Origin of the sequence: Microbacterium sp. H37-C3 (assembly GCF_027157935.1) — a bacterium.
GTDB classification, from domain to species: domain Bacteria; phylum Actinomycetota; class Actinomycetes; order Actinomycetales; family Microbacteriaceae; genus Microbacterium; species Microbacterium plantarum.
On record NZ_JAPVLR010000002.1, the window covers coordinates 563252 to 585145 of the forward strand.

Consider the following 21894-nt stretch of genomic DNA (forward strand, 5'->3'; position numbering starts at 1 on the left):
CTCACCTCAGACGACCCCGACAGCACCCGCGCCTCTGAGCGCGCGGACACCGTGAGGAAACCCTCGTGCGCTACGCAGAGAACATCGCCGATCTCGTCGGCAACACCCCGCTCGTTCGTCTGACCCGCGTCGCCGCCTCGACGCGCGCGACCGTGCTCGCCAAGGTCGAGTACTTCAACCCGGGCAGTTCGGCGAAGGACCGCATCGCCGCGAGGATCATCGAGGCCGCCGAGCGCGACGGATTGCTGCGCCCGGGCGGCACGATCGTCGAGCCCACGAGCGGCAACACCGGTGTCGGACTCGCCCTCGTCGCGCAGCAGCGGGGCTACCGGATGGTCTTCGTCGTGCCCGACAAGTTCGCCGGCGAGAAGGTGGCCGTGCTGAAGGCGTACGGCGCCGAGGTCGTGATGACCCCCGCGAGCGTCCCGCCCGAGCATCCGGACTCGTACTACAGCGTCTCGGACCGGCTCGCGCGCGAGATCCCCGGCGCGTTCAAGCCGAACCAGTTCGCCAACGCCGCCGGACCGCGGGCTCACTACGACACGACCGGACCCGAGATCTGGCGTGACACGGTGGGACGCGTGACGCACTTCGTCGCTGGGGTCGGCACCGGCGGCACGATCACCGGGACGGGGCGTTACCTGCGCGAAGCCTCCGGCGGCGCGGTCACGATCGTCGGCGCCGATCCGGATGGATCCATCTACAGCGGCGAGGTGGGGCGGTACCTCGTCGAGGGCGTCGGCGAGGACTTCTGGCCGGAGACCTTCGACCCCTCGGTGGTCGACCGGTACGAGCGCGTCGGCGACCGGGAATCGTTCGCGATGACCCGACGCCTGGCTCGCGAAGAGGGGCTGCTGGTCGGCGGTTCGTCGGGCATGGCGGTCGTCGCCGCTCTGCGGACGGCGCGCGACCTCGGACCCGACGACGTCGTGGTGGTCGTGCTTCCCGACCACGGCCGCGGTTACCTCTCGAAGATCTACGACGACGACTGGATGCGGACCCACGGGTTCGCCGACCTCGTCGACGAACCCGGCACCGACACCCCTGATCCCCGCACGACCCACGACACCAGGAGTGACGCATGAGCACGCACGATTCCGCCCGCGGCCTCGCCAGCCTCGCCGTCCACGCCGGCCAGCAGTTCGACCCCACCACCGGGGCCGTCATCCCGCCGGTGCACTTCTCGACCACCTTCGCTCAGGACGGCATCGGCGGCCTCCGCGGCGGGTACGAGTACGGCCGCTCGGGCAACCCGACCCGGACGGCGCTCCAGGTGCAGCTCGCGGCGCTCGAAGGCGGCGCGCACGGCTTCTCGTTCGCGTCGGGCCTCGCGGCCGAGGACGTGCTGCTGCGTGCCGCGCTGACGCCCGGCGACGAGGTGCTGCTCGGCAACGACGTCTACGGAGGCACCCATCGCCTCATCGCCCGTGTCTTGGCGCCCTGGGGGGTCGAGCTGCGTGTCGTCGACATGAGCGACCTGGCCGCAGTGCGGGCCGCGGTCGCCGAGCGGGCGCCCCGTGTGCTGTGGGTGGAGACGCCGTCGAACCCGCTGCTGCGGATCACCGACATCGCCGGGCTCGCGGCCATCGGACACGAGGCCGGATCGCTGGTCGTCGTCGACAACACATTCGCGACCCCCGCGCTCCAGCGTCCGCTCGAGCTCGGGGCCGACGTCGTCGTGCACTCCACGACGAAGTACCTCGGCGGACACTCGGATGTCGTCGGCGGTGCGCTCGTGCTCGATGACGACGCGCTCGCCGAGAAGATCGGCTTCCTGCAGTACGCCGCCGGTGCGGTGTCGGGACCGATGGATGCCTGGCTCACGACGCGCGGCATCAAGACGCTCGATGTCCGCATGCAGCGTCACAGTGAGAACGCCGGGGCCATCGCCGCGTTCCTCGAGGGGCACGAGCGTGTCGCCCGCGTGTTCTACCCCGGGCTCGCCTCTCACCCGGGGCACGAGCTCGCCGCGTCGCAGATGACCCGTTTCGGGGGCATGCTCTCGCTCGCGCTCGAGTCCGGCGAGGCGGCGCGTCGCTTCGCGGAGTCCACGCGGCTGTTCCAGCTCGCCGAGTCGCTCGGCGGGGTCGAGTCGCTCGTGAACTACCCCGATGCGATGACCCACGCCTCGGTCCGCGGCACGGAGGCCGCCGTGCCGGTCGAGGTCGTGCGGCTGTCGGTGGGCATCGAGTCGGTGGACGATCTGCTCGCCGACGTGGAGCAGGCGCTGCGCTGACGTCCGGGCGCCGGCGAACCGCTCAGCGCCGGAACAGCCGCCGACGGCGTCGAGGCTCGACCGGGGGAGCGGCGGATGCCGCGGCGGCGGCATCCGCGCGACGCTGACGCCAGGCCGCGACCTCGGTCTTGACGTCGCGCGTCGGCGTCACCACCGGTGGGCCGCCCTGCAGCTGCCGGCGGGCCTCGACGACGCGCCGGTTGAAGTCGGCGACGTACTCGCGCACATCGTCCTCGCGGGTCAGCGCGTCGACGCGGGCATCGAACTCGGCGTGCTCGATCCGCAGGGTCAGCGCCGGCGGACCGAGGCCGGTGAGCTGCTCCTCGCGGATCTTCCGTTTGATCCACCAGTCGGGGTCATGGTGCGGGCCGAGGTCGGCGATCGGCTTGCCGGCTCCCGGCAGGTCGTCGAAGTCGCCGCGGCGGATGGCCTGCTGGATCGCCGTCTCGATGTAGGCGGCTCGTTCGCGCGCGCCGGGCGCGGGCGTGTCCGGCGTCGGGGATGCGGGGGAATCGTCGCTCATGTCGTTCTCCGCCTCCAGGGTACGTGCCGGTGCGCGGGCGTCGCCGTTCTCGCGAGACAATGGGGTAATGCCGTTTTCGCCCGAACCGACGCCCAACAGTTCCGGCCGGTGGCGGCGTGAGGCGGGCGAGCTGGGCCGCAGCCTGACGCGATTCGGGCCGTCGCCGGGGCCACGCTGGCATCTGGGGCTGCAGGCCGCGCTGGCGATGGCGGCGCCGGTCATCGTGCTCTCGGCGCTGGGGCTCGAGAGCATCGCGCTGCTCGCGGCGACCGGAGCGTTCGCGACGCTCTACGGTGGGCGTCTGTCGCCGCTCGAGCGCCTGCGCTTCGTCCCGATCGTCGCGGCGGTGCTGTGGTCGTGCGCGGCGGTCGGGGTCGCGGCGGCGGCCATCGGTCCCGTCGCGGTGGCCGTCGGCCTCATCGTGGTCGCCGTCGCGGCATCCGTTCTGGTCTTCGGGCGCTCGGTGGGGCCGCCGGGCCCGCTGTTCGCCGTGCTCATCTACGGGCTGTCGGCGCACGTCACCGCGCCCCAGTCGTCGCACGCGGTGAACCCGGCGCTGTACCTCGGTATCCTCGCGGCGTCGCTCCTGTTCGGGTGGCTGGTCACGGCGGCCCCACTCGTGCGGCGCGCGCACCGCGGCACGCAGCCTCGCGCGCTGGGCTCTCTCTTCCCCGCCGCCTGGGGTGGGGCGACGACGCGGACACTTGTCGCGCGCACGGCGGCGGTGGCGGTCGTCGGCACGGCGATCGCGCTCCTCGTCGATCCCGAGCGCGCCTATTGGATCGTCGGGGCGGGGATCGCCGTGCTCGGGGTCAGCGCGAGTCGGCGCGTCGCGCTGTCGCGCGGCATCCACCGGGCGCTCGGCACCGCGGCTGGTGCGGCGGTGTTCCTCGCGATCAGCGTCGTGCCGCTCGGCGGCGTCGTGCTCGGCATCGTGCTGGGGGCCCTGCAGTTCGTCATCGAGCTCGTCGTCGTGCGTCATTACGCGCTCGCGCTCGTCTTCATCACGCCGCTCGTGCTGCTCATCCTGAGTGCGGCGGGCGCGGGCGGTGCGGAGCTCGCGGCAGAGCGCGTCGTCGACACCGCGGTGGGCGTCGGGCTCGGCATCCTCAGCAGCCTGATCGTGGTGGGGCCGCGCCGGTAGGTCGTTCGATACCCGGTATGCATATACTCGCAAACTACATACCCGGTATGCGAAAGGATGATCGTGTCGGTTCGACTCAGCCTTCTGGCGATCCTCGATCAAGGCCCCTGCTACGGCTATCAGCTGCGGGCGGAGTTCGACCGTCGGACCGGGTGGACGTGGCCGCTGAACGTCGGCCAGATCTACAACACCCTCGACCGGCTCGAGCGGGACGGGCTCGTCGAGAAGGGGGCGGTCGATGGGCAGGGCCACGTCTACTGGCAGATCACGGATGCCGGGCGCGCCGAGGTCGCGTCATGGTTGGGCTCGCCCGTCGAACGGCCGGCGGGCACACGGGATGAGCTCGCGATCAAGCTCGCGGTCGCGGCGACCCTCCCCGGAGTCGACGTCGGCGAGGTGATCGCGGCGCAGCGTCGCTCCTCGCTCGCGCGGCTGCAGGAGCTCCGCACTTCCGAGTACGCCGGCGCGAACCCCGGGGGCCCCGAGGAGCTCGCCTGGTCGCTCGTGGTCGATTCCATGGTCTTCGCGGCCGAGGCCGAGGTGCGGTGGCTCGACCACACCGAGCAGCGCCTCGCGCAGCATCCGGGACGCGCCATGGCGATCGAGCTGTCGACCGACAAGCCCAAGCGCGGGCGCCCGGTCAAAGCCTGAGCCGGATCGACCGCTCTCAGGCGACTGCCAGGAAACCGCCGCGATCCGCATGAGGGCGCGGATCGCAAGCGGCCCGAACGGGGGCGGATGCACGGTTTTCGCTCGAGGTGTCCAATCCGCATCCGGGGGTCGTCCCGGATAGCCCCACGTGCCGCAATCCAGCGCACGTGACGGAAGGAAGAGACATGCGTACGAACCTGAAGCGAGCAGCAATCTTCGGCACGGCGGGCCTGGGTGCCGCCGCGATCGCCACCGCCGGATTCGCCCTGCCCGCGTCGGCTGACGACACCACCGCAGTCGACTCGTCCACCACCGACACGACCACCACCACGGATGTCGCATCGTCGTTCGATGCGCTTTCGACGTGGATCGACGGCGTCCTCGAGGCCAACGGCAACGGCGTGGGCGAGAACGCGAACGTCGGCAACCTCGGGCTCGAGGGCGGCCTCGTCAACGGTCCGCTGATCAGCGACGTCGGCAACGGCGCGCTTCTTTCGGGCAACGACACCCCGATCGCCTCGGGCAACGACACCGCCGTGGACGCCCCGGTCGACGCCCCCATCGTCTCGGGCAACGAGACCGGTAACGGCAACGAGGTCGGCAACGGCAACCAGACCGACACCGACTTCGGCAACGGCACGGACGTCGGCACCGGCGACGTTAGCACCGGCGAGGTCAGCACCGGCGACGTCACGAGCGGAATCGGCAGCACCGTCGACAACCTCGTCGGCGGCATCACCTCGGATGTGACCTCCGACGTCGACGACCTCGTGGGCGGCATCCTCGGCGACCGCTGATCCACCGGATCCGGTCCGACCGAGAGTTCTCGAAGGGCGGCACGCGGCTTCGGCCGGTGCCGCCCTTCGGCGTGCCCGCTAGCCTGGCGCAGTGAGCGAAGCGATGTCCGGGCGGGCGCGAGTGGGCGTGCGGGATGTCGCCGCCGCCGCGGGGGTGTCGACGCAGACGGTCTCGCGTGTCATCAACGACCACCCCCACATCCGGCGCGAGACGCGGGAGCGCGTGATCACAGCGATGGCCGAGCTCGGCTACCGCGTCAACAACGCGGCCCGTGCCCTCGGCACCGCGACGACGCGCACGATCGGGGTGATCGCCTCCGACACCGACCTCTACGGCCCCGCGGCGGGCATCGGCGCCCTCGAACGCGCCGCGCGCGCGGCGGGCCGGTGGATCGCCACGGCGTACGCCGACGGCGCGGATGCCGCCAGCGTCACCGCTGCCGCCGATCACCTGCTGGCCCAGGGGGTGGACGGGATCGTGGTCGTGGCGCCGCATACCGCCGCCCTCGAGACTCTTGCTGCGGCATCCCTCGGCGTTCCCGTCGTGCCGTTGCACGCACGAGTGGATGCCGCGGGGGAGCGAGCGAGCGGGGGCGGCGACCGCGGCGCCGAGGGAGCGGCGCTCGCCGTCGATCACCTGCTGGACGCCGGGCACCGCCGCATCGCTCAGTTGTCGGGCCCCGCTGCCTGGCTCGAGGCCGTCGCGCGCGACACCGGTGCCGTGTCTGCGCTCGCGCGCCGGGGACTGCAGCTCGCGGGTCGATGGCGCGGCGACTGGTCCGCCGGCTCGGGTGCAGCCATCGCTTCCCGCATCGCCGCCGCCGTCGGCGAGACGGCCGGGCCGACCGCGATCGTCGTCGCGAACGATCAGATGGCGCTCGGCCTGATCTCCGGGCTGGCCCGCCTCGGGGTGGATGTGCCCGCGGACGTCAGCGTGGTCGGTTTCGACGACCATCCCGACGCCGCGTTCTACCGGCCCGCCCTCACCACGGTGCGTCTCGACATCGCGGGGGAGGCGCAGCGGTGCGTGCGCATCCTGCTGGGCGACGATGCACCCGCCGAACCCACGTCGCCCCGGCTCGTCGTGCGCGACTCGACTCGCCGGGTCTGAGGTTCGTCGTTCCGTCCCCGCCGGCACTCGCGTCGGCGCTGTGTTACCGGTAACATGATCCCACCGCGGCACGACCAATGGAGGCATCCGTGACCCACACCGCCACGCGCGACCGATCGGCAGAGCGCGACGACATCCTCGCTGGTCGCACGAGCCTGGGCATCGAGTTCGGTTCGACGCGCATCAAGGCGTGCCTCATCGGCTCGGACCCCACGCAGGTGCTCGCGACCGGTTCGCACGCGTGGGAGAACCGCTTCGAAGAGCGGCGCTGGACGTATTCCCTCGACGATGTCTGGTCGGGTCTCCAGGCGGCCTACGCCGACCTGGCGGCCGCGGTCGAGTCGGCGTACGACGTCGTGCCCGCGACCTTCGGCGCGATCGGCGTCTCGGCGATGATGCACGGCTACCTCGCGTTCGACGCCGACGACGAGTTGCTCGTGCCGTTCCGGACGTGGCGCAACACGAGCACGGGCCCGGCCGCGGCCGAGCTCACCGAGCTGCTCGGCATCAACATCCCGCTGCGGTGGTCGGTCGCCCACCTGCACCAAGCGGTGCTCGACGGCGAGGCGCACGTCGCCGACATCCGTCACGTGACCACCCTCGCCGGGTACGTGCACGCGAGCCTCACCGGCGAGAAGGTTCTCGGAGTCGGTGATGCATCGGGGATGTTCCCGATCGACCCGGTGACGCGCGACTACGACCAGCGCCGCGTCGACCTGTTCGACGCACACAGCGCCGGGCGACTCTCCGCGAACCTCCGTGCTCTGCTGCCCGAGGTCCGCGTGGCGGGTCAGGTCGCCGGCTCGCTCACCGCGGCTGGTGCCGCGCTGCTCGATCCGTCCGGCGTGCTGCGCCCCGGCATCCCCTTCTGCCCACCGGAGGGCGATGCGGGCACCGGCATGGTCGCCACCGAGGCTGTCGCGCCCCGCACCGGCAACGTCAGCGCCGGGACGAGCATCTTCGCGATGGTCGTGCTCGAGCGCCCGCTGCAGTCGACGCATCACGAGATCGACGTCGTCACGACCCCCGCGGGCGATCTCGTCGCGATGGTCCACTGCAACAACGGAGCGAGCGAGCTCGCGGCCTGGGTCGGGATGTTCGAGCGGTTCGCCGCGGCATCGGGATCGACGCTCGACGCGGACGCGGTGTACGACACCCTGTTCCGAGAGGCGCTGACGGGCGACCCGGACGCCGGCGGCCTGCTGGCCTACAACCACCTCGCGGGCGAGCCGATCGCCGGCACCGAGGAGGGCCGTCCGCTCTTCGTGCGCACCCCCGACAGCCGGTTCACGCTCGCCAACGCGATCCGGGCACAGCTCTACGGCGTGTTCGGCACGCTCGCGCTCGGCATGCGCGTGCTCGACCGCGAGGGGGTGCAGCTCGACCGGATGTTCGCCCATGGCGGCATGTTCCGCACCGCCGGGGTCGCCCAGCGATTCCTCGCCGCCGCCCTCGGCGCCCCGGTCGCGGTCGGCGACACCGCCTCCGAAGGCGGGGCCTGGGGCATCGCCGTCCTCGCCGACTACCTCGTCCACGGCGACGGTCTTGATCTCGACGCCTATCTCCGCGAGCGCGTGTTCGCGTCGGCGTCGATCGATGTCGCCGAGCCCGACGAGGCGGATGCCGCCGGCTTCGCCGCCTACCTCGACCGTTACGACGCGGGGCTCGCCGTCGAGCGCGCCGCCGTCGCCGCCCTCTCCTGACCCGTCCGACATCACCGGAAGAAGAACAATGACCCTCTCCACCTCTCTCGAGCAGTACACCGTCTGGTTCGTGACGGGCAGCCAGAACCTCTACGGCGAGGAAACCCTGCGCCAGGTCGCCGAGCAGTCGCAGCAGGTCGTCGACGGCCTCGCCGGGTTGCCGGTGCGCGTCGAATGGAAGCCGGTGCTCAAGGACTCCGAGTCGATTCGCCGACTTGCGCTCGACGCCAACGCCGACGACTCGGTGATCGGCGTCATCGCGTGGATGCACACCTTCAGCCCCGCCAAGATGTGGATCACGGGCCTCGACGCTCTTCGCAAGCCGCTGCTGCACCTGCACACGCAGGCCAACGTCGAGCTGCCCTGGGCCGACATCGACTTCGACTTCATGAACCTCAACCAGGCCGCTCACGGCGACCGCGAGTTCGGCTACATCCAGACCCGCCTCGGCGTCTCGCGCAAGACCGTCGTCGGCCACGTCTCGAACCCCGAGGTCACGCGCCAGATCGAGGACTGGCAGCGAGCCGCGGCCGGGTGGCAGGCCGCTCGCACGCTCAAGCTCGCACGCTTCGGCGACAACATGCGCTACGTCGCCGTGACCGAGGGCGACAAGACCGAGGCCGAGCTGCAGTTCGGCGTCCAGGTCAACACGTGGGGCGTGAACGAGCTGGCGGATGCGGTCGCCGCGGCCTCCGACGCCGACATCGACGCGCTCGTCGAGGTGTACCTCGCGCAGTACGACGTCGCCGAGGAACTTCTTCCCGGGGCCGAGCGTCACCAGTCGCTGCGCGACGGCGCGGCGATCGAGATCGGGCTGCGGTCGTTCCTCGAGTCGGGCGGGTTCGGCGCCTTCACGACGTCGTTCGAAGACCTCGGCGCGCTCAAGCAGCTGCCCGGGCTCGCCGTCCAGCGCCTCATGGCCGAGGGGTACGGCTTCGGCGCCGAGGGCGACTGGAAGACCGCGATCCTCGTGCGCGTCGCCAACGTCATGGGTTCGGGCCTGCCCGGCGGGGCGAGCCTCATGGAGGACTACACCTACGACCTCGTTCCCGGTTCGGAGCGCATCCTCGGGGCGCACATGCTCGAGGTGTCGCCGTCGCTGACGACCGCGAAGCCGCGTCTGGAGATCCACCCGCTGGGTATCGGCGGCAAGGACGACCCGGTGCGCCTCGTCTTCACCGCCGACCCGGGTCCCGCCCTCGTCGTCGCGATGAGCGACATGCGCGACCGCTTCCGCCTGACGGCGAACGTGGTCGAGAACGTCGAGGCTCCCGACCTGCCGAAGCTGCCCGTGGGCCGGGCGATCTGGAAGCCGGCCCCCGACTTCGCCACGTCGGCCGCGTGCTGGCTCGCCGCCGGTGCCGCCCACCACACCGTCATGACGACGGCCGTCGGCATCGAGGTGTTCCGCGACTTCGCCGAGATCGCCGGCTCGGAGCTCGTGGTCATCGACGAGGACACGACGGTGCGAGGATTCCAGAAGGAGCTCCGCTGGAACCAGGCCTACTACCGCCTGGCCCGCGGACTGTGAGCTCCGAGGACCAGAACCGAGAGGGGACGCCCGTGGCGGCATCCGGAACGTCGTACGTGCTGCGATTCGGCGACGCCGAGGCGATCGTGGCGAGCGTGGGCGCGTCGCTGCGCTCCTTCCAGGTCGCCGGACGCGACCTCGTCGTGCCCTACGGCGAGGACGAGGTGCGCCCGGGATACCGCGGTGCGACGCTCGCACCGTGGCCCAACCGCGTCGTCGACGGTGAGTACGAGGTGGCGGGCACGCGCTACCGCCTCGCGCTCACCGAGCCCGAGCGCCACCACGCGCTGCACGGCCTGGTGGCGTGGCTCGACTTCGAGCCCCTGGTCGTCGGGGCCGACCACGTGACGCTCGGCGCCACGATCGTCGCGCAGACCGCCTACCCGTGGACCGTGCGCATCGAGACGACCTACCGGCTCGGGGCCGACGGCCTGACGCAGACAGTGCGTGCGACGAACGAGAGCGCGGATGCCGCGCCCTTCGGCACCGGCCCGCACCCGTATCTCGTCGCCGGATCGGCGCCGCTGGACGAGTGGACGCTCGAGCTGCCTGCCGACCGTGTGCTCGAGGTCACCCCCGATCGGCTCTCGCCGGTTGGGCTGGCCGACGTCGCGGATGTCGCCGAGTTCGACTTCCGCCAGCCCCGGACGCTGGGCCCCGTCGAGATCGACCACGCGTTCACGGCGCTCTCACGTGCCGAGGACGGCATCGCCGCCGTGCGGGTGACCGACCCGTCGGGGACCGGTGTCGCGATCTCGTGGGATGCCGCGTGCTCCTGGGTCCAGGTTCACACCGCAGACCTCCCCGGCGGGCCGGCTCAGCCGGGGCACCGCGCGGGTCTGGCCGTCGAGCCCATGACGTGCGCGCCGGATGCCTTCAACGCCTCACGGTACGACTACGACGCGGGGCTCGTCTTCATCGAGCCAGCCGACACGGTCGATGCCTCCTGGCGCATCAGCGCGATCTGACCGGATCCGAGCTGTGCGAGCCGCCGAGCGGCGGCTGGATCAGTGGTTGTGCTCGGTGGAGAAGAGCGGGTGGTCGGAGTGGCTCGGGGCGGCCCGGCCGGCTTCCGTCGCGCCCAGCGCGGGCGTGACGAGCCCGGCGACGATGACGCAGCCTGCGACGAGTCCGATGACGCTCGTCCGCGGGGCGACGCGGGCGTCGGCGGGGGAGGTGCCGGCGGACGCCGAGCGCGCCCGACGCACGACGGCCGCCGCGGCTACGCCGTACGCCACGTGGAGAAGCGCGGTCACGCCGACGGCGTGCACGCTGATCCGCATCGGGTCCGCTGCGAGAGCGAGCCCCGATACGACCGTGCCGACGACGGCGATGGCCATCGCGACGCGGGGAGCGACGAGGCGGCCGCGGGTCAGGGCGGCGACGCCCCACCCGAGAGCGGCCGCCCCGACGACGGCCGCGAGGACACCGACGCCGCGGTCAGCGACGCCGGTGCCCTGCGTGATCATGCCCGCGCCCACGCCGAGCTGAAGCAGGCCAGCCCCCCACGCGGCGAGCGTGGGCCAGGAGCGGGTGAGCGCGGCGGTGTTCATCAGGCGACGGCGTGGCGACGGTTGTCGACGGCGCGGTCGGTGCCGAGGCCGACACCCAGCAGCACGAGGGCGCTGGCGAGGTGGAGGAAGTGGTCGGCGGTGTTCAGGGCGAGCACGTTCGCAGCGCTGTCCTGGATGAAGAAGCCGACGATGCCGAGCAGCAGGTAGGCCGCTCCGACGGTGACGTTGACGCCCTTGGCAGCGCGGACGCCCGAGAGGCCGCCGATGAGCAGCGCGGCACCGATCAGAAGGTGCGCGATGTTGTGCAGCGGGTTGACCTCGAAGATGCCGAGCAGCAGGCCACCCTCGGTGGCGATGAAGTCGACGCCCGCGGTCACGGTGAAGCCGAGGAGGCCGACGAGGATGTAGACGGCGCCGAAGATGATCGCCACGAGGCGGTTCGGTGATGTACGCATGAGGGTTCCCTCCCATTGGGCGACGGATGTCGCGGTGCTGCGGTTGTTCGGTGACAGTGGCAGATCGGTTTGCCTCTGACGGAGCCCGGGGCGTCCGATCTTGTGTGAGTCGTCGATATCGATGGGGAGTACTGCCCAGGCCGTGACGCGAGGCTACGGTCAGCGATCTCACGGCTCACAGGCCTTGTGCGCCCTTATTGGGCGGTGGTATGGAGGAGCGTGCGATTCGAGACCACGCTGTCCCAATTCGGCAACAACACCGGCATCGAGGTGCCGTTCTCGGTGCTGGATGCCCTCGGCGGCGGCCGTCGCCCGGCGGTCTCGGTCACGGTCAACGGATTCGCTTTCCGCAGCACGGTGGGGTCGATGCGGGGTCTCGCCCTCATCCCCTTCTCAGCGGAGCGACGGCGCGAGAGCGGGCTTGCGGGAGGCGACCGGATCGTCGTCGACATCGAGCTCGACGACGCGCCGCGCGAGGTCGAGGTGCCGGCCGATCTCGCCACCGCCCTGACGGATGCCGGGGCGAGTGAGGTGTTCGCCGCGCTGTCGCCGAGCGCGCGCAAGGCGCACGTCGTGAACATCGAGTCCGCGAAGGCGCCCGAGACGCGCGCGAGGCGGATCGCGGCGGTCGTCGCCAAGCTCGGCTGACACGCGCGCCCCGTAGGATTGGGGTGAGGTGAGGAGGGGCAGCGTTGGCCACCCGTCAAGCGCGTACCAAGAGCTCGGAGATCGTCGCCGAAGGTTTGTACATCGCCTCCGCGGCGACCCGCCTCGCGCTCAAGAACGCCATCCTCGTCGACATCCTCGCCGATGGGCGCGACTTCGAGGCCGATCGTTTCCTCGACGACGCGCGTGACGCGCTGATCTCGCTCGCCGAGGAGGCCGAGGCCGACGCCGAACGCACCCACCGTGAACGCAAGGCGGCGAGCGGCCGCTACAGCGATTCGAGCGGAACGCACGACTATCGCAGCCGTGATGTGTCGAACCTGCGGCGACGGCGGAAGCAGTCGCTGCGGATCGCGAAGGAGCTGCGCGAGCGCGCCGCCGACGAGGCCGAGCTGCGCAAGCTCATCGCCGACGCGCGCGAGGCCGCGTGGGGCGAGGTGGCCGGAAACATCGATCGCACGCTGCGGATCGAGGCGGCGCGGCCCGATCTCGAGCCCGACTACGAGCGCATGCGCACGGCCCGCATGCAGGCCCTGCGGATGGTCGATCTGCCGCGCCTGCGCTCGCAGCGGCGCAATGCTCAGCGCCAGGCGGTCGAGCGCGACGAGGCCGTGGATTCCGCGGTCGCGCCGGTGATCGATTAGCCACTCCGCGCTCGATTCGCTCTTTGTGCGAGAGCGGGCTATGCTTGACGACGGCCCGGGAGAGATTCCGGGACATGCGCCCGTAGCTCAATGGATAGAGCATCTGACTACGGATCAGAAGGTTAGGGGTTCGAGTCCCTTCGGGCGCACACTGTGTTGAGACAGTGAACGAGAAGCCTCCGCTCTGCGGGGGCTTCTTTGTTTTCCTGACTGCTGCCGCCGACTTTGTTGCGTCGCTATACATTCTCGGCGGGTATCGCGTAGCGTGGGTTCGTGACCGAACGGAACTGGGCCGGAACGCACACCTTCGCCGCCGAAGCTGTGCTGACACCGACGACGATCGCCGAGGCGCAGCGGATGGTCGCCTCGCACGAGCGCATCCGGACGCTGGGAACGCGGCATTCCTTCAACGATCTGGCCGATACTCCCGGCACCCTTCTCGACCTGACGGCGATCGCGCCCGACATCGAGGTCGACGACACCGCCCGCACGGTGACAGTGGGGGCCGGCACGCGCTACGCCGTGGTCGCGCGACACCTCGCCGATCACGGCTGGGCGCTGCACAACATGGGGTCACTGCCCCACATCTCCGTCGGAGGTGCGACGGCGACGTCGACGCACGGCTCGGGGGATCGCAACGGATCCCTCGCCACCGCCGTGCGAGCGCTGGAGTTCATCGGCCGGGGCGGCGAGCTCCGCACGGTCTCCGCGGGCGACGCCGACTTCGCCGGCAGTGTGGTCCACCTCGGCGCCCTCGGGCCGGTCGTCCGGCTGACGCTCGCGATCGAGCCGACGTATCAGGTGAGGCAGGACACCTACGCCGGCCTGACGTGGGATGACCTCTTCGAGCGATTCGACGAGGTGACGGCAGCCGGTTACAGCGTCAGTGTCTTCACACGCTGGAACACGCCCGACGTCGGCGAGGTGTGGGTCAAGGAGCGCCTCGACGACACCTCGGCTCCTGACATGCCGGAACGGGTGCTGAGCGCACGCCGGGTGACGGCGAAGGCGGACTCGCCGGCGGCCGACGGGGTCGACAACACGACCGAGCAGGGCGGCGTCCCGGGCGACTGGTGCGAGCGTCTGCCTCATTTCCGCATCGATGCGACGCCGTCCAACGGCGACGAGATCCAGACGGAGTACTGGGTCGACCGGGCTGTCGCCGTCGACGCCATCGCCGCCGTCCGCTCGATCGCCGACCGGGTAGAACCCGCCCTCCTCGTCACGGAGCTGCGCACCGTCGCCGCCGATGACCTCTGGCTCTCTCCCGGGTTCGGACGCGACAGCGTGTGCATCCATTTCACCTGGAAGAACGAGCCGGATGCGGTGCGCACGGCCATCTCGCACGTGGAGCGGGTGCTCGCCCCCTTCGATCCGCGCCCGCACTGGGGCAAGGTCTTCTCGATGCCCATCGGCGGATCGCTGCCGCACCTCGATGACTTCCGGGAGCTCGTGGCGCGCGTCGACCCGGCGGGGAAGTTCTCGGGCCCCTACCTCGAGCGGGTACTGGGCATCCCCGCGCGCTGACGTGCCCCGCGGCTCAGGTGAAGGGTCGCGAGGCGTCGATGATGCGGCTGAGGTCGACGGCGGTCCGCGTCCACGGTGAGATGCGCCCGTCGTTGCGGGCGGGAACCGTCTCGACGACGCGGGCGAGCGCCTTCTCGGCATCCTCGACCGTGGTCGCGGCGGCGGGGTCGCCCAGAGGGCGAGCCACGGCTCGGGCGGTCGCACGGACAGCCTCGGCGAGTGCGGCACGCGGGGGCGCGGCATCCGGTGTGAGGGGCAGCCCGTCGATGCCGTCGGCCAGCTCGATCGTCTGGCGGACGGTGTTCTCGAGGGCGCGCAATCGGCGGTTGTTCTCCGTCTCGATGCCCCGTCGGCGACGGGCGAGCGGATGCGCTTTGCGGCTGCGTGCGGCCTCGCGGACGTCGGTCGACACCGCGTCGAGGATCTCCTCGAGATAGCGCTGACCGGCATCGTCGGCCGGTTCGCCGTCGGCGATCGAGGTCGCGAGCATCTCGAGCCGGTCCGATACGGCGTCGCGCAGCTGCGACAGGCGTGTGGAAGCGCGGCGGAGGTAGAGGGGCGGAATGATGGCGAGATTGACGGCGACGCCGATGACGACGCCGAACGCCATCGTGACCAGGTACGACACCGAGAAGCCGCCCGCGTCGTTCGCCCCGAGCAGCAGTACGAACAGGGCGGCGATGGCGATCCAGTCTCGGCCGGTGCCGAGCGCCCGGATGCCGCCGACGGCGACGCCGACGCCGACGACGATCGCCACACCCACGATGCGGGGGCTGGGGCCCGACACGAACCACAGGCCCACCAGGCCGATCGCGATGCCGATCGCCAGGCCGCCGACCGCCTGCAGGCCGGCCTTGGCCGAGTCGGCGATCGTCGGATACATGCTCACGAGCACGCCGAGCGGTGCGTAGTAGGAGTACTCGTCGTGCGCGAAGGGTACGTACGGCGCGAGATACCAGGCGATCGCCGCGGCGAGGGCCGCCTTGCCGGCGAGCAGCAGACGAGAGAGCGCGAAGGCCTCGCCGCCCGCGGTCCGCGCCGCGGCTTTCAGCGAGACAAGGCGGGGATGGGGTAGGGCGGTCATCGATCGCGACGATAGGCGTACAGTGCGCCCGACAGCAGCCCCTTGACGCCGCCGGGCCCGTACGGCAGATGCTGGCGTAGCCTGGGCGAGTGAGCGCTTACGTCTCGGCGTTCGAGCTGTTCTCCATCGGTGTAGGACCCTCGAGCTCCCACACGGTCGGCCCGTTGCGTGCTGCCCGTGCTTTCGTCGTCAGGCTGGAGGCCGCGGGGCGGCTTCCCGAGGTCGCACGTGTCGGCTGCGTGCTGTACGGGTCGCTCGGAGCGACCGGGATCGGGCACGGCACGCCCGACGCCGTGGTCGCAGGGCTACAGGGTCATGCGCCCGAGACTGTCGATCCCGACGTGGTTCGCGGCGCGTGGACCGAATGGGTCGACGGGTCGCCCCTGGTGCTCGCGGGGTGGCACGCGGTGCCGTTCTCGCGGAGCGACGTGACCTTCGAACCGCGGACGCGGCTTCCGGAGCATCCCAACGCGATGACCCTGAGCGCGTGGGACGCCGCGGGCGATCTCGTCGCGTCGGAAACGTATCTCTCGGTCGGGGGTGGCTTCATCCGACGCGCAGGCGAAGCCGCCGAGGCGGGCGGGCGGCGCGGAGGTTCGGGCGCTGTCGTCTGGCCGTATCGGTTCAGCACCGCGGCGGAGCTGCTCGAGCTGTGCGAGCGCGAGCAGATGAGCATCGCCGGCCTGGCGCGCCGCAACGAGGAGGCACTCCGACCCGAGGCCGAGGTCGCTGCCGGCCTCGACGCGATCTGGGATGCCATGGCGGGGTGCGTCGAGGCGGGGCTTCGAGCCGACGGCACCTTGCCGGGGATGCTGCGCGTGCGGCGCCGGGCGGGGGCGATGCGGGCGCAGCTCGAACAGGCGGAGGCGGCCGGCGGGCGTGAGCTGCCGGGGGAGTGGCTCGGTGCTTTCGCGCTCGCCGTCAACGAGGAGAACGCGTCGGGTGGACGCGTGGTCACCGCGCCCACCAACGGTGCCGCAGGAATCCTTCCGGCGGTGGCTATGTGCTGGTGGCGGTTCGCGGCGGAGTCGCGGCTCGCGTCGGAGGATCTGGATCGGCGCCGCGGCATCAGGCGGTTCCTGTTGACCGCGACGGCTCTGGGGTCGCTGTTCAAGGCGAACGCGTCCATCTCCGGTGCGGAGGGTGGCTGCCAGGCCGAGGTCGGATCTGCGTGCGCGATGGCGGCGGGAGGCCTGACGGCGGTCATGGGCGGCAACAGCGCGCAGATCGAGAATGCGGCGGAGATCGCGATGGAGCACCACCTCGGGCTCACGTGCGACCCGGTCGGTGGCCTCGTGCAGATCCCGTGCATCGAGCGCAACGCGATCGCGGCATCGACGGCGGTCACCGCGGCGCGACTCGCGTTGCGGGGTGACGGGCAGCATTACGTGTCGCTGGATGCCGTCGTCGAGACGATGCGCCAGACCGGGATCGACATGTCGCACAAGTACAAGGAGACGAGCGAGGGCGGTCTCGCCGTGAACGTCGTCGAGTGCTGAGAGGCCCTCTCGCGCCCCGTCTTCGGGGCGCTGTTCGCTGTGCGAGAACCCTTGGCACTCGATGGGGGAGAGTGCTAATCTGGATGCAGTTGAGCCGAGACGGCTCAACTTTCAGATCTCAACACGAAGCATCAGAGAAGGGAAAGATCGATGGCTACTTATGACCCGTTCCGCGACCTCGACCGCATCGCCTCGAGCCTCTTCGACACGCGCCGCGGCCCCCGTCGCATGCCGATGGACCTCTACCGTGACGGCGACCACTACGTGATGACCGCCGACCTGCCCGGCATCGACCCGGGCTCGGTCGACATCGACGTCGACGGCCAGCTGCTGACCATCCGCGCCGAGCGAACGCTCGCGAGCGGTGACGGAGTGAAGTGGATCACGCGCGAGCGTGAAGCCGCGAGCTTCCTGCGTCAGCTGAACCTCGGCCAGGGTGTCGACACGGAAGGCATCGCCGCGACCTACAACAACGGCGTCCTGACCGTGACCATCCCGGTCAGCGAGAAGGCCAAGCCGCGCAAGGTCGAGGTCACGACCGACGCAGCCGCGCCGGTGGTGCCGATCGAGAACTGATCGCGCAGATCCGCGTTCGCACGACGGGCGGCCGCAGCTCTTTCGGGGGCGGCGGCCGCCCCTTCGCGTATATCCCCCAGCGCCCGCGACCGATTCGAAGGTGCGCGATGCGCGCGCCCGACTGCGTGGCTGCAGCCCTCAGAAGGGTGGCGGTTCGTCCGCCGGCGGTCCGCCGCGTGTCGCATCCGGTGGCGGGTCCGTGGTGGCGATGGTGAAGCAGACGGCCGGTATGGGGACGTCTTCGCGGTAGACCCGGCCGAGGGGTGAGGTCCATTCGAGGACCCCGCCACCGACCTGCCGAACCTCCCACTTCGTGAACTGCTTCATCGAGTGGTGTCGCTGGCACAGGTGGGCGAGGTTGAAGATGTGGGTGTGCCCGCCGAGGGCGTGGTCGATGGTGTGGTCGAGCTCGCAGCGGATCGCGGCTCTGCGGCATCCGGGGAACCGGCAGTGCTGATCCCGGGCCATCAGGAGTTTCTTCATCGAAGCCGTGGGCCGGTAGGCGTCGATCTCGACCGGGGTGCGGGTGACCGGGTCGATGAACAACCGGTCCCACTCCGACACCTGCCCCGCGAGCTGCCGCACGGTCTCGGCATCAACGAGCCCGGCCCCGACTGCTTCGGCGGGGTTCTCGTCACGCCCCATTAACGTCTCCGCCGTGACCGCGACCTGAACGCGCGCCCGGATCGCCCCGAGCCCACCGGCCCGATCGGTCCCATACGTCGGATCGACGACCGGCGCCCCGCCGAGCACCAGGTCGCCCAGGATGTCGGCGCGCAGCTGATCCATCGTCCGCGTGTCGGCGGGCTCAGCCGCCTCCGCAGCATCCGCCGCCCCCGCGGCATCCGCTCCCCCCTCCGGACCAGTCGCGACCCGCGCGTCCTTCACCGACTGCCCCATCTGCGTGAGTCGGTCGAGCATCCCCGCGGCGATGACCGTCGGAAGGTTCGCGACGAGATTCGACATCCCATCCGACCCGTGGAACACCCGCACGCACCGCTCCGCCGCCGCGGCCTTGTGCCGCTCCGTGAACGTCTGCGTATGCAACCGGGCCGCCAACGCGTCCAGCGCACCCCGCACCCGCGACGGCACATCCCGCTCGCACACCGCGATCGCGGCCTCCGCGAACGACCCCCGGACCTCCGCAGGCACTCCCGCGCCGACCCGCACGACCACATCCACGTGTCCGCGTTCGATCCGCCGCTGCACCCACGCCTCGAACACCGCGGGGTAGTCGTCGATGACGGTCATCGCGTGGTCGATCTCGCCCTGCAGCCGCCGGTCCGTCAACCGCGCCATGCCCGCTGCTTCGGCCGCGACCGACCGCAAGTCCATGTTCGACGCCATACCCCGCACCCCGTCGCGGCGCGCGTCGTGCAGGGCGGCATGACCCAGGTCGGCCAGCGCCCGGGTGCGAGCGATGTCAGCGGCGTGAGAGAGGTCAAGGGCCTCCGCGTATCTCGCAAAAGCGAGCGCTTGCGACGGCGTGACGTCGTCGCGTCGCGCCTCGCCACCCCCGTCACTCGCCGTCATGTTCCCATTGTGACAGCGGGGTACGACATCCGAGTCGAACCTATGTTCGGTTGTCGAAAGTCGGGGCACCGTTCCGCCTGGGGAGGAAACGACCCCGAGCGACACCGCGCGACCGGCTCCGGTCCGCGCGGTCGTCAGGACAGACGTCGCAGCTTCGTCGTCAGCTGCTCGAGCTGCTCGAGCTCTTCGGTCGACAGCACCGACATGCGTTCGGCGATGGAGCGGCCGTGGGCGGCGGCGAGTCGACGAAACGCCGACAGCCCCTCCGGCGTCGCCGTGAGCATTGCGCCGCGGCCATCCGTCGGGTCGCCGCACTTGGTGATGAGGCCGCGCGCGACCATCCGATCGACCAGGCGCGAGACGCTCGGCTGGCTGATGAGCATGTTCGCGGTGACGTCTCGCAGGCGAGCGCGATGGCCCGTGCCTCGCGCGACCGTCAGGAGCACGTCGTACTCGGCCTGGGTCAGCTCATCGCCGGCGAAGTCATTGCTGATGTCGTCGAAGATCTCGTGCTGCGCGCGGAAGAGACTCTCCCACGCGGCAACGGCGCGACGACGATCGTTCATGGCGACAACTTTACTGCCCGCCTAAGCTGGTCGGCATGATGCGTCGCGCCCGGGCGGCACTCGCGATCGGGGTCCTCGTGCTGATCACGGGCCTTTTCGGGCTGGCGGTCCCTGCCGTGGCATCCGCCGACGAATCCGCCGATCTCGACGCCTTCGTCTTCGATTCGCTCGCCGTGGACTACACCCTCAGTCGCGACGAGGACGGCACGGCCAGGATGCGGGTCGTCGAGACCTTCGTCGCCGATTTCCCCCCGTCCGATCAGAACCGGGGCATGCGCCGCCTTCTGCCCGAGACCTACAACGGGCAGCCGCTGCATCCGGAACTCCTCTCGGTCACCGACGAGAACGGCGATGCCCGTCCCGTCGAGACCGACAGCGAAGACGGCACCCTCGGCGTCCTGACGCGCGGGCCCGAGTACCTGCACGGGCCGAACACCTTCGTCTTCACCTACGACCTCGAGAATGTCGTGTGGGACTTCCCGGACACCGGGCTCGAGTTCTACTGGGACGTCAACGGCACCGACTGGAATCAGCCGTTCCGGCAGGTGACGGCCACCTTGCGGGTCGACCCCGCTATCGCGGACGCCCTCGCCGGCCGGCAGGCCTGCTATGTCGGCGAGCAGGACAGCACCACGCCGTGTCCTGAGATCGTCGCCTCACCGGACGGAACCGCGGTCACCGCCTCGGCGACCGACCTCGCGCCGCACGAGACGCTCACTTTCGCCGTCGGGTTCGAGGAGGGCACGTTCGAGGTGTACGACACCGGGTTCCTGGCGTCGCCGCTCGGATGGCTCCAGTCCGGGTCGACGGCGCTGCTCGCCGGCGCCACCGGCTGGGCGCTGCGCAATCGCCGGCGGTACCTCCGCGACGAGCCCGGGCGCCCGACGGTCATCGCCGAGTACGCGCTACCGCGCCGCATCGATGCGATCGACGCGGCGGTGCTGTTGCAGAAGACGTCGAAGGCGATTCCCGCCGAGGTCCTCGAGCTGGCACTGGTGGGCGCCATCCGCATCGTCGACGATGGGAAGAGCCGCTGGGGACGTGCGAAGCTGCAGGCGGAGCTCGTCGATCCTCGGGCCGCCGACGAGAACGGGCGCAGACTCCTGCGCGGCATGTTCCCGCATCACCGTCGTGGCGAGGTCTACCGCTTCGGCTCCTCCGACACCCGGCTGTCCACCGAGACCCAGCGGGCGCTGAAGATGGCCAAAGACAGTCTCCGCGGTCGCGGCATGTACAAGCCCGTGCCGGCGGGAGCGCGTGGCTGGCCCGTCGCCGCATGGGCCCTCGCGGCGAGTCTGGTCATCCTGTTCGGTGCGCTCGCGCTGAACGCTTACGTCCACCCCGCACTGCCCATCGTCGGCATCGTTCTGGCGGCGGCGTCGTTCCTGGTGGTCGTCTTCGCGGTCGCCGGTGAGCCGCTGTCGGACACGGGGGCGGAGATCCGCGACCACCTGCGCGGGCTCGACCTCTTCATCCGGTGGGCCGAAGCCGACCGCATCCGGATGCTGCAATCGCCGACCGGCGCTGAGCGCGAGCCGGTCGCAACGGACGACCCCCGGGAGATGCTCCGGATCTACGAGCGGCTGCTGCCGTACGCCGTGCTGTTCGGCCGCGAGAAGGAGTGGGCTGCGCACCTGACGGCGCTCTACGGCGACGCGGGCATCGCGACGCCGGGGTGGTACGTGGGAACGGCGGCGTTCGATGCGTCGTCGTTCGCGGCAGGCATCGGCACGCTGTCGTCGGCGGCATCGTCGTCGTCGTCGACCTCGGGCGGGTCGAGCGGGGGCGGGTCTGCCGGCGGGGGAGGCGGCGGAGGAGGTGGTGGCGGCGCCTGACGCGTCGTCACGCGCGGTCGTCACGCGCGGTCGGCTCTCGCGGCCGGAAAGCAGTTGAGGGTCCGACCGAAGAGGCATTCGGTCGGACCCTCGTCCCTTTGCACCAAGAGTTTCCTGCAATCACATGCCGGTGGCTGCCACAGCAAAACAGCTACCGTGCGAGCACTCTATAACGGCGAGGTAACGACGAGCAAGGGTTTTCCCGTTATCTTTTCGTAATCATCGGGAACGCTGAGCCGGCACCTCGACGACATCCGGTTTTCGGCCTCCGCAGTGCCTCGGGTCTGTCAGGATGAGCG

General features: G+C 70.7%; 21 protein-coding genes and 1 tRNA gene. 16 read left to right on the forward strand and 6 right to left on the reverse strand.

Annotated features, from left to right (window positions below; genetic code table 11):
* Window positions 1-65: 65 nt before the first annotated feature.
* Together O1W71_RS07650 and O1W71_RS07655 are read left to right on the forward strand one after the other, a co-directional pair.
* Entirely contained in the window at window positions 66-1085 is a 1020-nt protein-coding gene (locus O1W71_RS07650) for a pyridoxal-phosphate dependent enzyme (RefSeq protein WP_269267269.1), read from the forward strand.
* Window positions 1082-2236 (forward strand): cystathionine gamma-synthase, encoded by a 1155-nt coding sequence (locus O1W71_RS07655; protein ID WP_269267270.1) that lies wholly within the window; start codon window positions 1082-1084, stop codon window positions 2234-2236. Before O1W71_RS07650 ends, O1W71_RS07655 begins: the two co-directional genes overlap by 4 nt.
* A 22-nt stretch (window positions 2237-2258) precedes the next feature.
* Here O1W71_RS07655 and O1W71_RS07660 read toward each other — a convergent pair whose 3' ends face one another.
* Window positions 2259-2759: a J-domain-containing protein gene (locus O1W71_RS07660; protein WP_269267271.1), complete on the reverse strand. Its 501-nt coding sequence runs from the start codon at window positions 2757-2759 to the stop codon at window positions 2259-2261.
* A gap of 67 nt (window positions 2760-2826) precedes the next feature.
* Between O1W71_RS07660 and O1W71_RS07665 the strand changes: the two genes are divergently transcribed.
* The 7 genes from O1W71_RS07665 to O1W71_RS07695 all read left to right on the forward strand — a co-directional run bounded on the left by O1W71_RS07665 (window position 2827) and on the right by O1W71_RS07695 (window position 10664).
* Complete coding sequence (locus O1W71_RS07665; protein ID WP_269267272.1) at window positions 2827-3903, forward strand: FUSC family protein; 1077 nt, start codon at window positions 2827-2829, stop codon at window positions 3901-3903.
* Window positions 3904-3966: 63 nt separating this feature from the next.
* Window positions 3967-4554 carry a PadR family transcriptional regulator gene (locus O1W71_RS07670; RefSeq protein ID WP_269267273.1) on the forward strand — a complete coding sequence of 196 codons (588 nt, stop codon included), beginning with the start codon at window positions 3967-3969 and terminating at the stop codon, window positions 4552-4554.
* A 185-nt stretch (window positions 4555-4739) separates the two neighbouring features.
* Window positions 4740-5351, forward strand: coding sequence for a hypothetical protein (locus O1W71_RS07675; RefSeq protein ID WP_269267276.1), 612 nt, complete (start codon window positions 4740-4742; stop codon window positions 5349-5351).
* Window positions 5352-5442: 91 nt separating this feature from the next.
* Window positions 5443-6462: a LacI family DNA-binding transcriptional regulator gene (locus tag O1W71_RS07680; protein ID WP_269267280.1), complete on the forward strand. Its 1020-nt coding sequence runs from the start codon at window positions 5443-5445 to the stop codon at window positions 6460-6462.
* Window positions 6463-6551: 89 nt separating this feature from the next.
* A complete protein-coding gene (locus O1W71_RS07685) occupies window positions 6552-8165 on the forward strand; it encodes a xylulokinase (protein WP_269267282.1) in 1614 nt (537 codons plus the stop codon).
* Between the two features lie 28 nt (window positions 8166-8193).
* The gene (gene araA, locus O1W71_RS07690) at window positions 8194-9696 is read left to right on the forward strand and encodes an L-arabinose isomerase (RefSeq protein ID WP_269267283.1); all 1503 of its coding nucleotides are present in this window, start codon (window positions 8194-8196) and stop codon (window positions 9694-9696) included.
* A gap of 32 nt (window positions 9697-9728) precedes the next feature.
* Complete coding sequence (locus O1W71_RS07695) at window positions 9729-10664, forward strand: aldose 1-epimerase family protein (RefSeq protein WP_269267284.1); 936 nt, start codon at window positions 9729-9731, stop codon at window positions 10662-10664.
* Window positions 10665-10703: 39 nt separating this feature from the next.
* Here the strand turns inward: O1W71_RS07695 and O1W71_RS07700 are convergent, their stop codons facing one another.
* Both O1W71_RS07700 and O1W71_RS07705 read right to left on the reverse strand, forming a co-directional pair.
* Window positions 10704-11249 (reverse strand): hypothetical protein, encoded by a 546-nt coding sequence (locus tag O1W71_RS07700; protein ID WP_269267285.1) that lies wholly within the window; start codon window positions 11247-11249, stop codon window positions 10704-10706.
* Entirely contained in the window at window positions 11249-11665 is a 417-nt protein-coding gene (locus O1W71_RS07705) for a DUF4383 domain-containing protein (protein WP_112616587.1), read from the reverse strand. Before O1W71_RS07705 ends, O1W71_RS07700 begins: the two co-directional genes overlap by 1 nt.
* 219 nt (window positions 11666-11884) lie before the next feature.
* Between O1W71_RS07705 and O1W71_RS07710 the strand changes: the two genes are divergently transcribed.
* The 4 genes from O1W71_RS07710 to O1W71_RS07725 all read left to right on the forward strand — a co-directional run bounded on the left by O1W71_RS07710 (window position 11885) and on the right by O1W71_RS07725 (window position 14502).
* Complete coding sequence (locus O1W71_RS07710; protein ID WP_269267286.1) at window positions 11885-12313, forward strand: YdeI/OmpD-associated family protein; 429 nt, start codon at window positions 11885-11887, stop codon at window positions 12311-12313.
* Window positions 12314-12357: 44 nt separating this feature from the next.
* A complete protein-coding gene (locus O1W71_RS07715; RefSeq protein WP_269267287.1) occupies window positions 12358-12975 on the forward strand; it encodes an asparagine synthase in 618 nt (205 codons plus the stop codon).
* 76 nt (window positions 12976-13051) lie between these two features.
* Window positions 13052-13124, forward strand: a tRNA-Arg gene (locus O1W71_RS07720).
* Window positions 13125-13248: 124 nt separating this feature from the next.
* Window positions 13249-14502, forward strand: a complete 1254-nt coding sequence (locus tag O1W71_RS07725) for an FAD-binding protein (protein ID WP_269267288.1) — start codon at window positions 13249-13251, stop codon at window positions 14500-14502.
* Between the two features lie 13 nt (window positions 14503-14515).
* Here the strand turns inward: O1W71_RS07725 and O1W71_RS07730 are convergent, their stop codons facing one another.
* A complete protein-coding gene (locus O1W71_RS07730; RefSeq protein WP_269267289.1) occupies window positions 14516-15586 on the reverse strand; it encodes an FUSC family protein in 1071 nt (356 codons plus the stop codon).
* Window positions 15587-15675: 89 nt separating this feature from the next.
* Here O1W71_RS07730 and O1W71_RS07735 point away from each other — a divergent pair, with 89 nt between their 5' ends.
* On the forward strand, window positions 15676-17085 hold the full coding sequence (locus O1W71_RS07735) for an L-serine ammonia-lyase (protein WP_269267290.1): 1410 nt from the start codon (window positions 15676-15678) through the stop codon (window positions 17083-17085).
* 150 nt (window positions 17086-17235) lie between these two features.
* The gene (locus O1W71_RS07740; protein WP_064956137.1) at window positions 17236-17661 is read left to right on the forward strand and encodes an Hsp20/alpha crystallin family protein; all 426 of its coding nucleotides are present in this window, start codon (window positions 17236-17238) and stop codon (window positions 17659-17661) included.
* Between the two features lie 138 nt (window positions 17662-17799).
* Here the strand turns inward: O1W71_RS07740 and O1W71_RS07745 are convergent, their stop codons facing one another.
* Both O1W71_RS07745 and O1W71_RS07750 read right to left on the reverse strand, forming a co-directional pair.
* A complete protein-coding gene (locus O1W71_RS07745) occupies window positions 17800-19194 on the reverse strand; it encodes an HNH endonuclease signature motif containing protein (protein ID WP_269267292.1) in 1395 nt (464 codons plus the stop codon).
* 134 nt (window positions 19195-19328) lie between these two features.
* Window positions 19329-19760 carry a MarR family winged helix-turn-helix transcriptional regulator gene (locus O1W71_RS07750; RefSeq protein ID WP_112616601.1) on the reverse strand — a complete coding sequence of 144 codons (432 nt, stop codon included), beginning with the start codon at window positions 19758-19760 and terminating at the stop codon, window positions 19329-19331.
* Between the two features lie 35 nt (window positions 19761-19795).
* Here O1W71_RS07750 and O1W71_RS07755 point away from each other — a divergent pair, with 35 nt between their 5' ends.
* Window positions 19796-21595, forward strand: a complete 1800-nt coding sequence (locus O1W71_RS07755; RefSeq protein WP_269267293.1) for a DUF2207 domain-containing protein — start codon at window positions 19796-19798, stop codon at window positions 21593-21595.
* The last annotated feature ends 299 nt before the right edge of the window (window positions 21596-21894 follow it).

Bases quoted from the DNA above. Each gene is read 5' to 3' on its own strand.
- O1W71_RS07745 (WP_269267292.1), bottom strand. From the start codon at position 19,194: ATGACGGCGAGTGACGGGGGTGGCGAGGCGCGACGCGACGACGTCACG.
- O1W71_RS07660 (WP_269267271.1), bottom strand. From the start codon at position 2,759: ATGAGCGACGATTCCCCCGCATCCCCGACGCCGGACACGCCCGCGCCC.
- O1W71_RS07700 (WP_269267285.1), bottom strand. From the start codon at position 11,249: ATGAACACCGCCGCGCTCACCCGCTCCTGGCCCACGCTCGCCGCGTGG.
- O1W71_RS07665 (WP_269267272.1), top strand. From the start codon at position 2,827: ATGCCGTTTTCGCCCGAACCGACGCCCAACAGTTCCGGCCGGTGGCGG.
- O1W71_RS07675 (WP_269267276.1), top strand. From the start codon at position 4,740: ATGCGTACGAACCTGAAGCGAGCAGCAATCTTCGGCACGGCGGGCCTG.
- O1W71_RS07705 (WP_112616587.1), bottom strand. From the start codon at position 11,665: ATGCGTACATCACCGAACCGCCTCGTGGCGATCATCTTCGGCGCCGTC.
- O1W71_RS07655 (WP_269267270.1), top strand. From the start codon at position 1,082: ATGAGCACGCACGATTCCGCCCGCGGCCTCGCCAGCCTCGCCGTCCAC.
- araA (WP_269267283.1), top strand. From the start codon at position 8,194: ATGACCCTCTCCACCTCTCTCGAGCAGTACACCGTCTGGTTCGTGACG.
- O1W71_RS07730 (WP_269267289.1), bottom strand. From the start codon at position 15,586: ATGACCGCCCTACCCCATCCCCGCCTTGTCTCGCTGAAAGCCGCGGCG.
- O1W71_RS07750 (WP_112616601.1), bottom strand. From the start codon at position 19,760: ATGAACGATCGTCGTCGCGCCGTTGCCGCGTGGGAGAGTCTCTTCCGC.
- O1W71_RS07740 (WP_064956137.1), top strand. From the start codon at position 17,236: ATGGCTACTTATGACCCGTTCCGCGACCTCGACCGCATCGCCTCGAGC.
- O1W71_RS07755 (WP_269267293.1), top strand. From the start codon at position 19,796: ATGATGCGTCGCGCCCGGGCGGCACTCGCGATCGGGGTCCTCGTGCTG.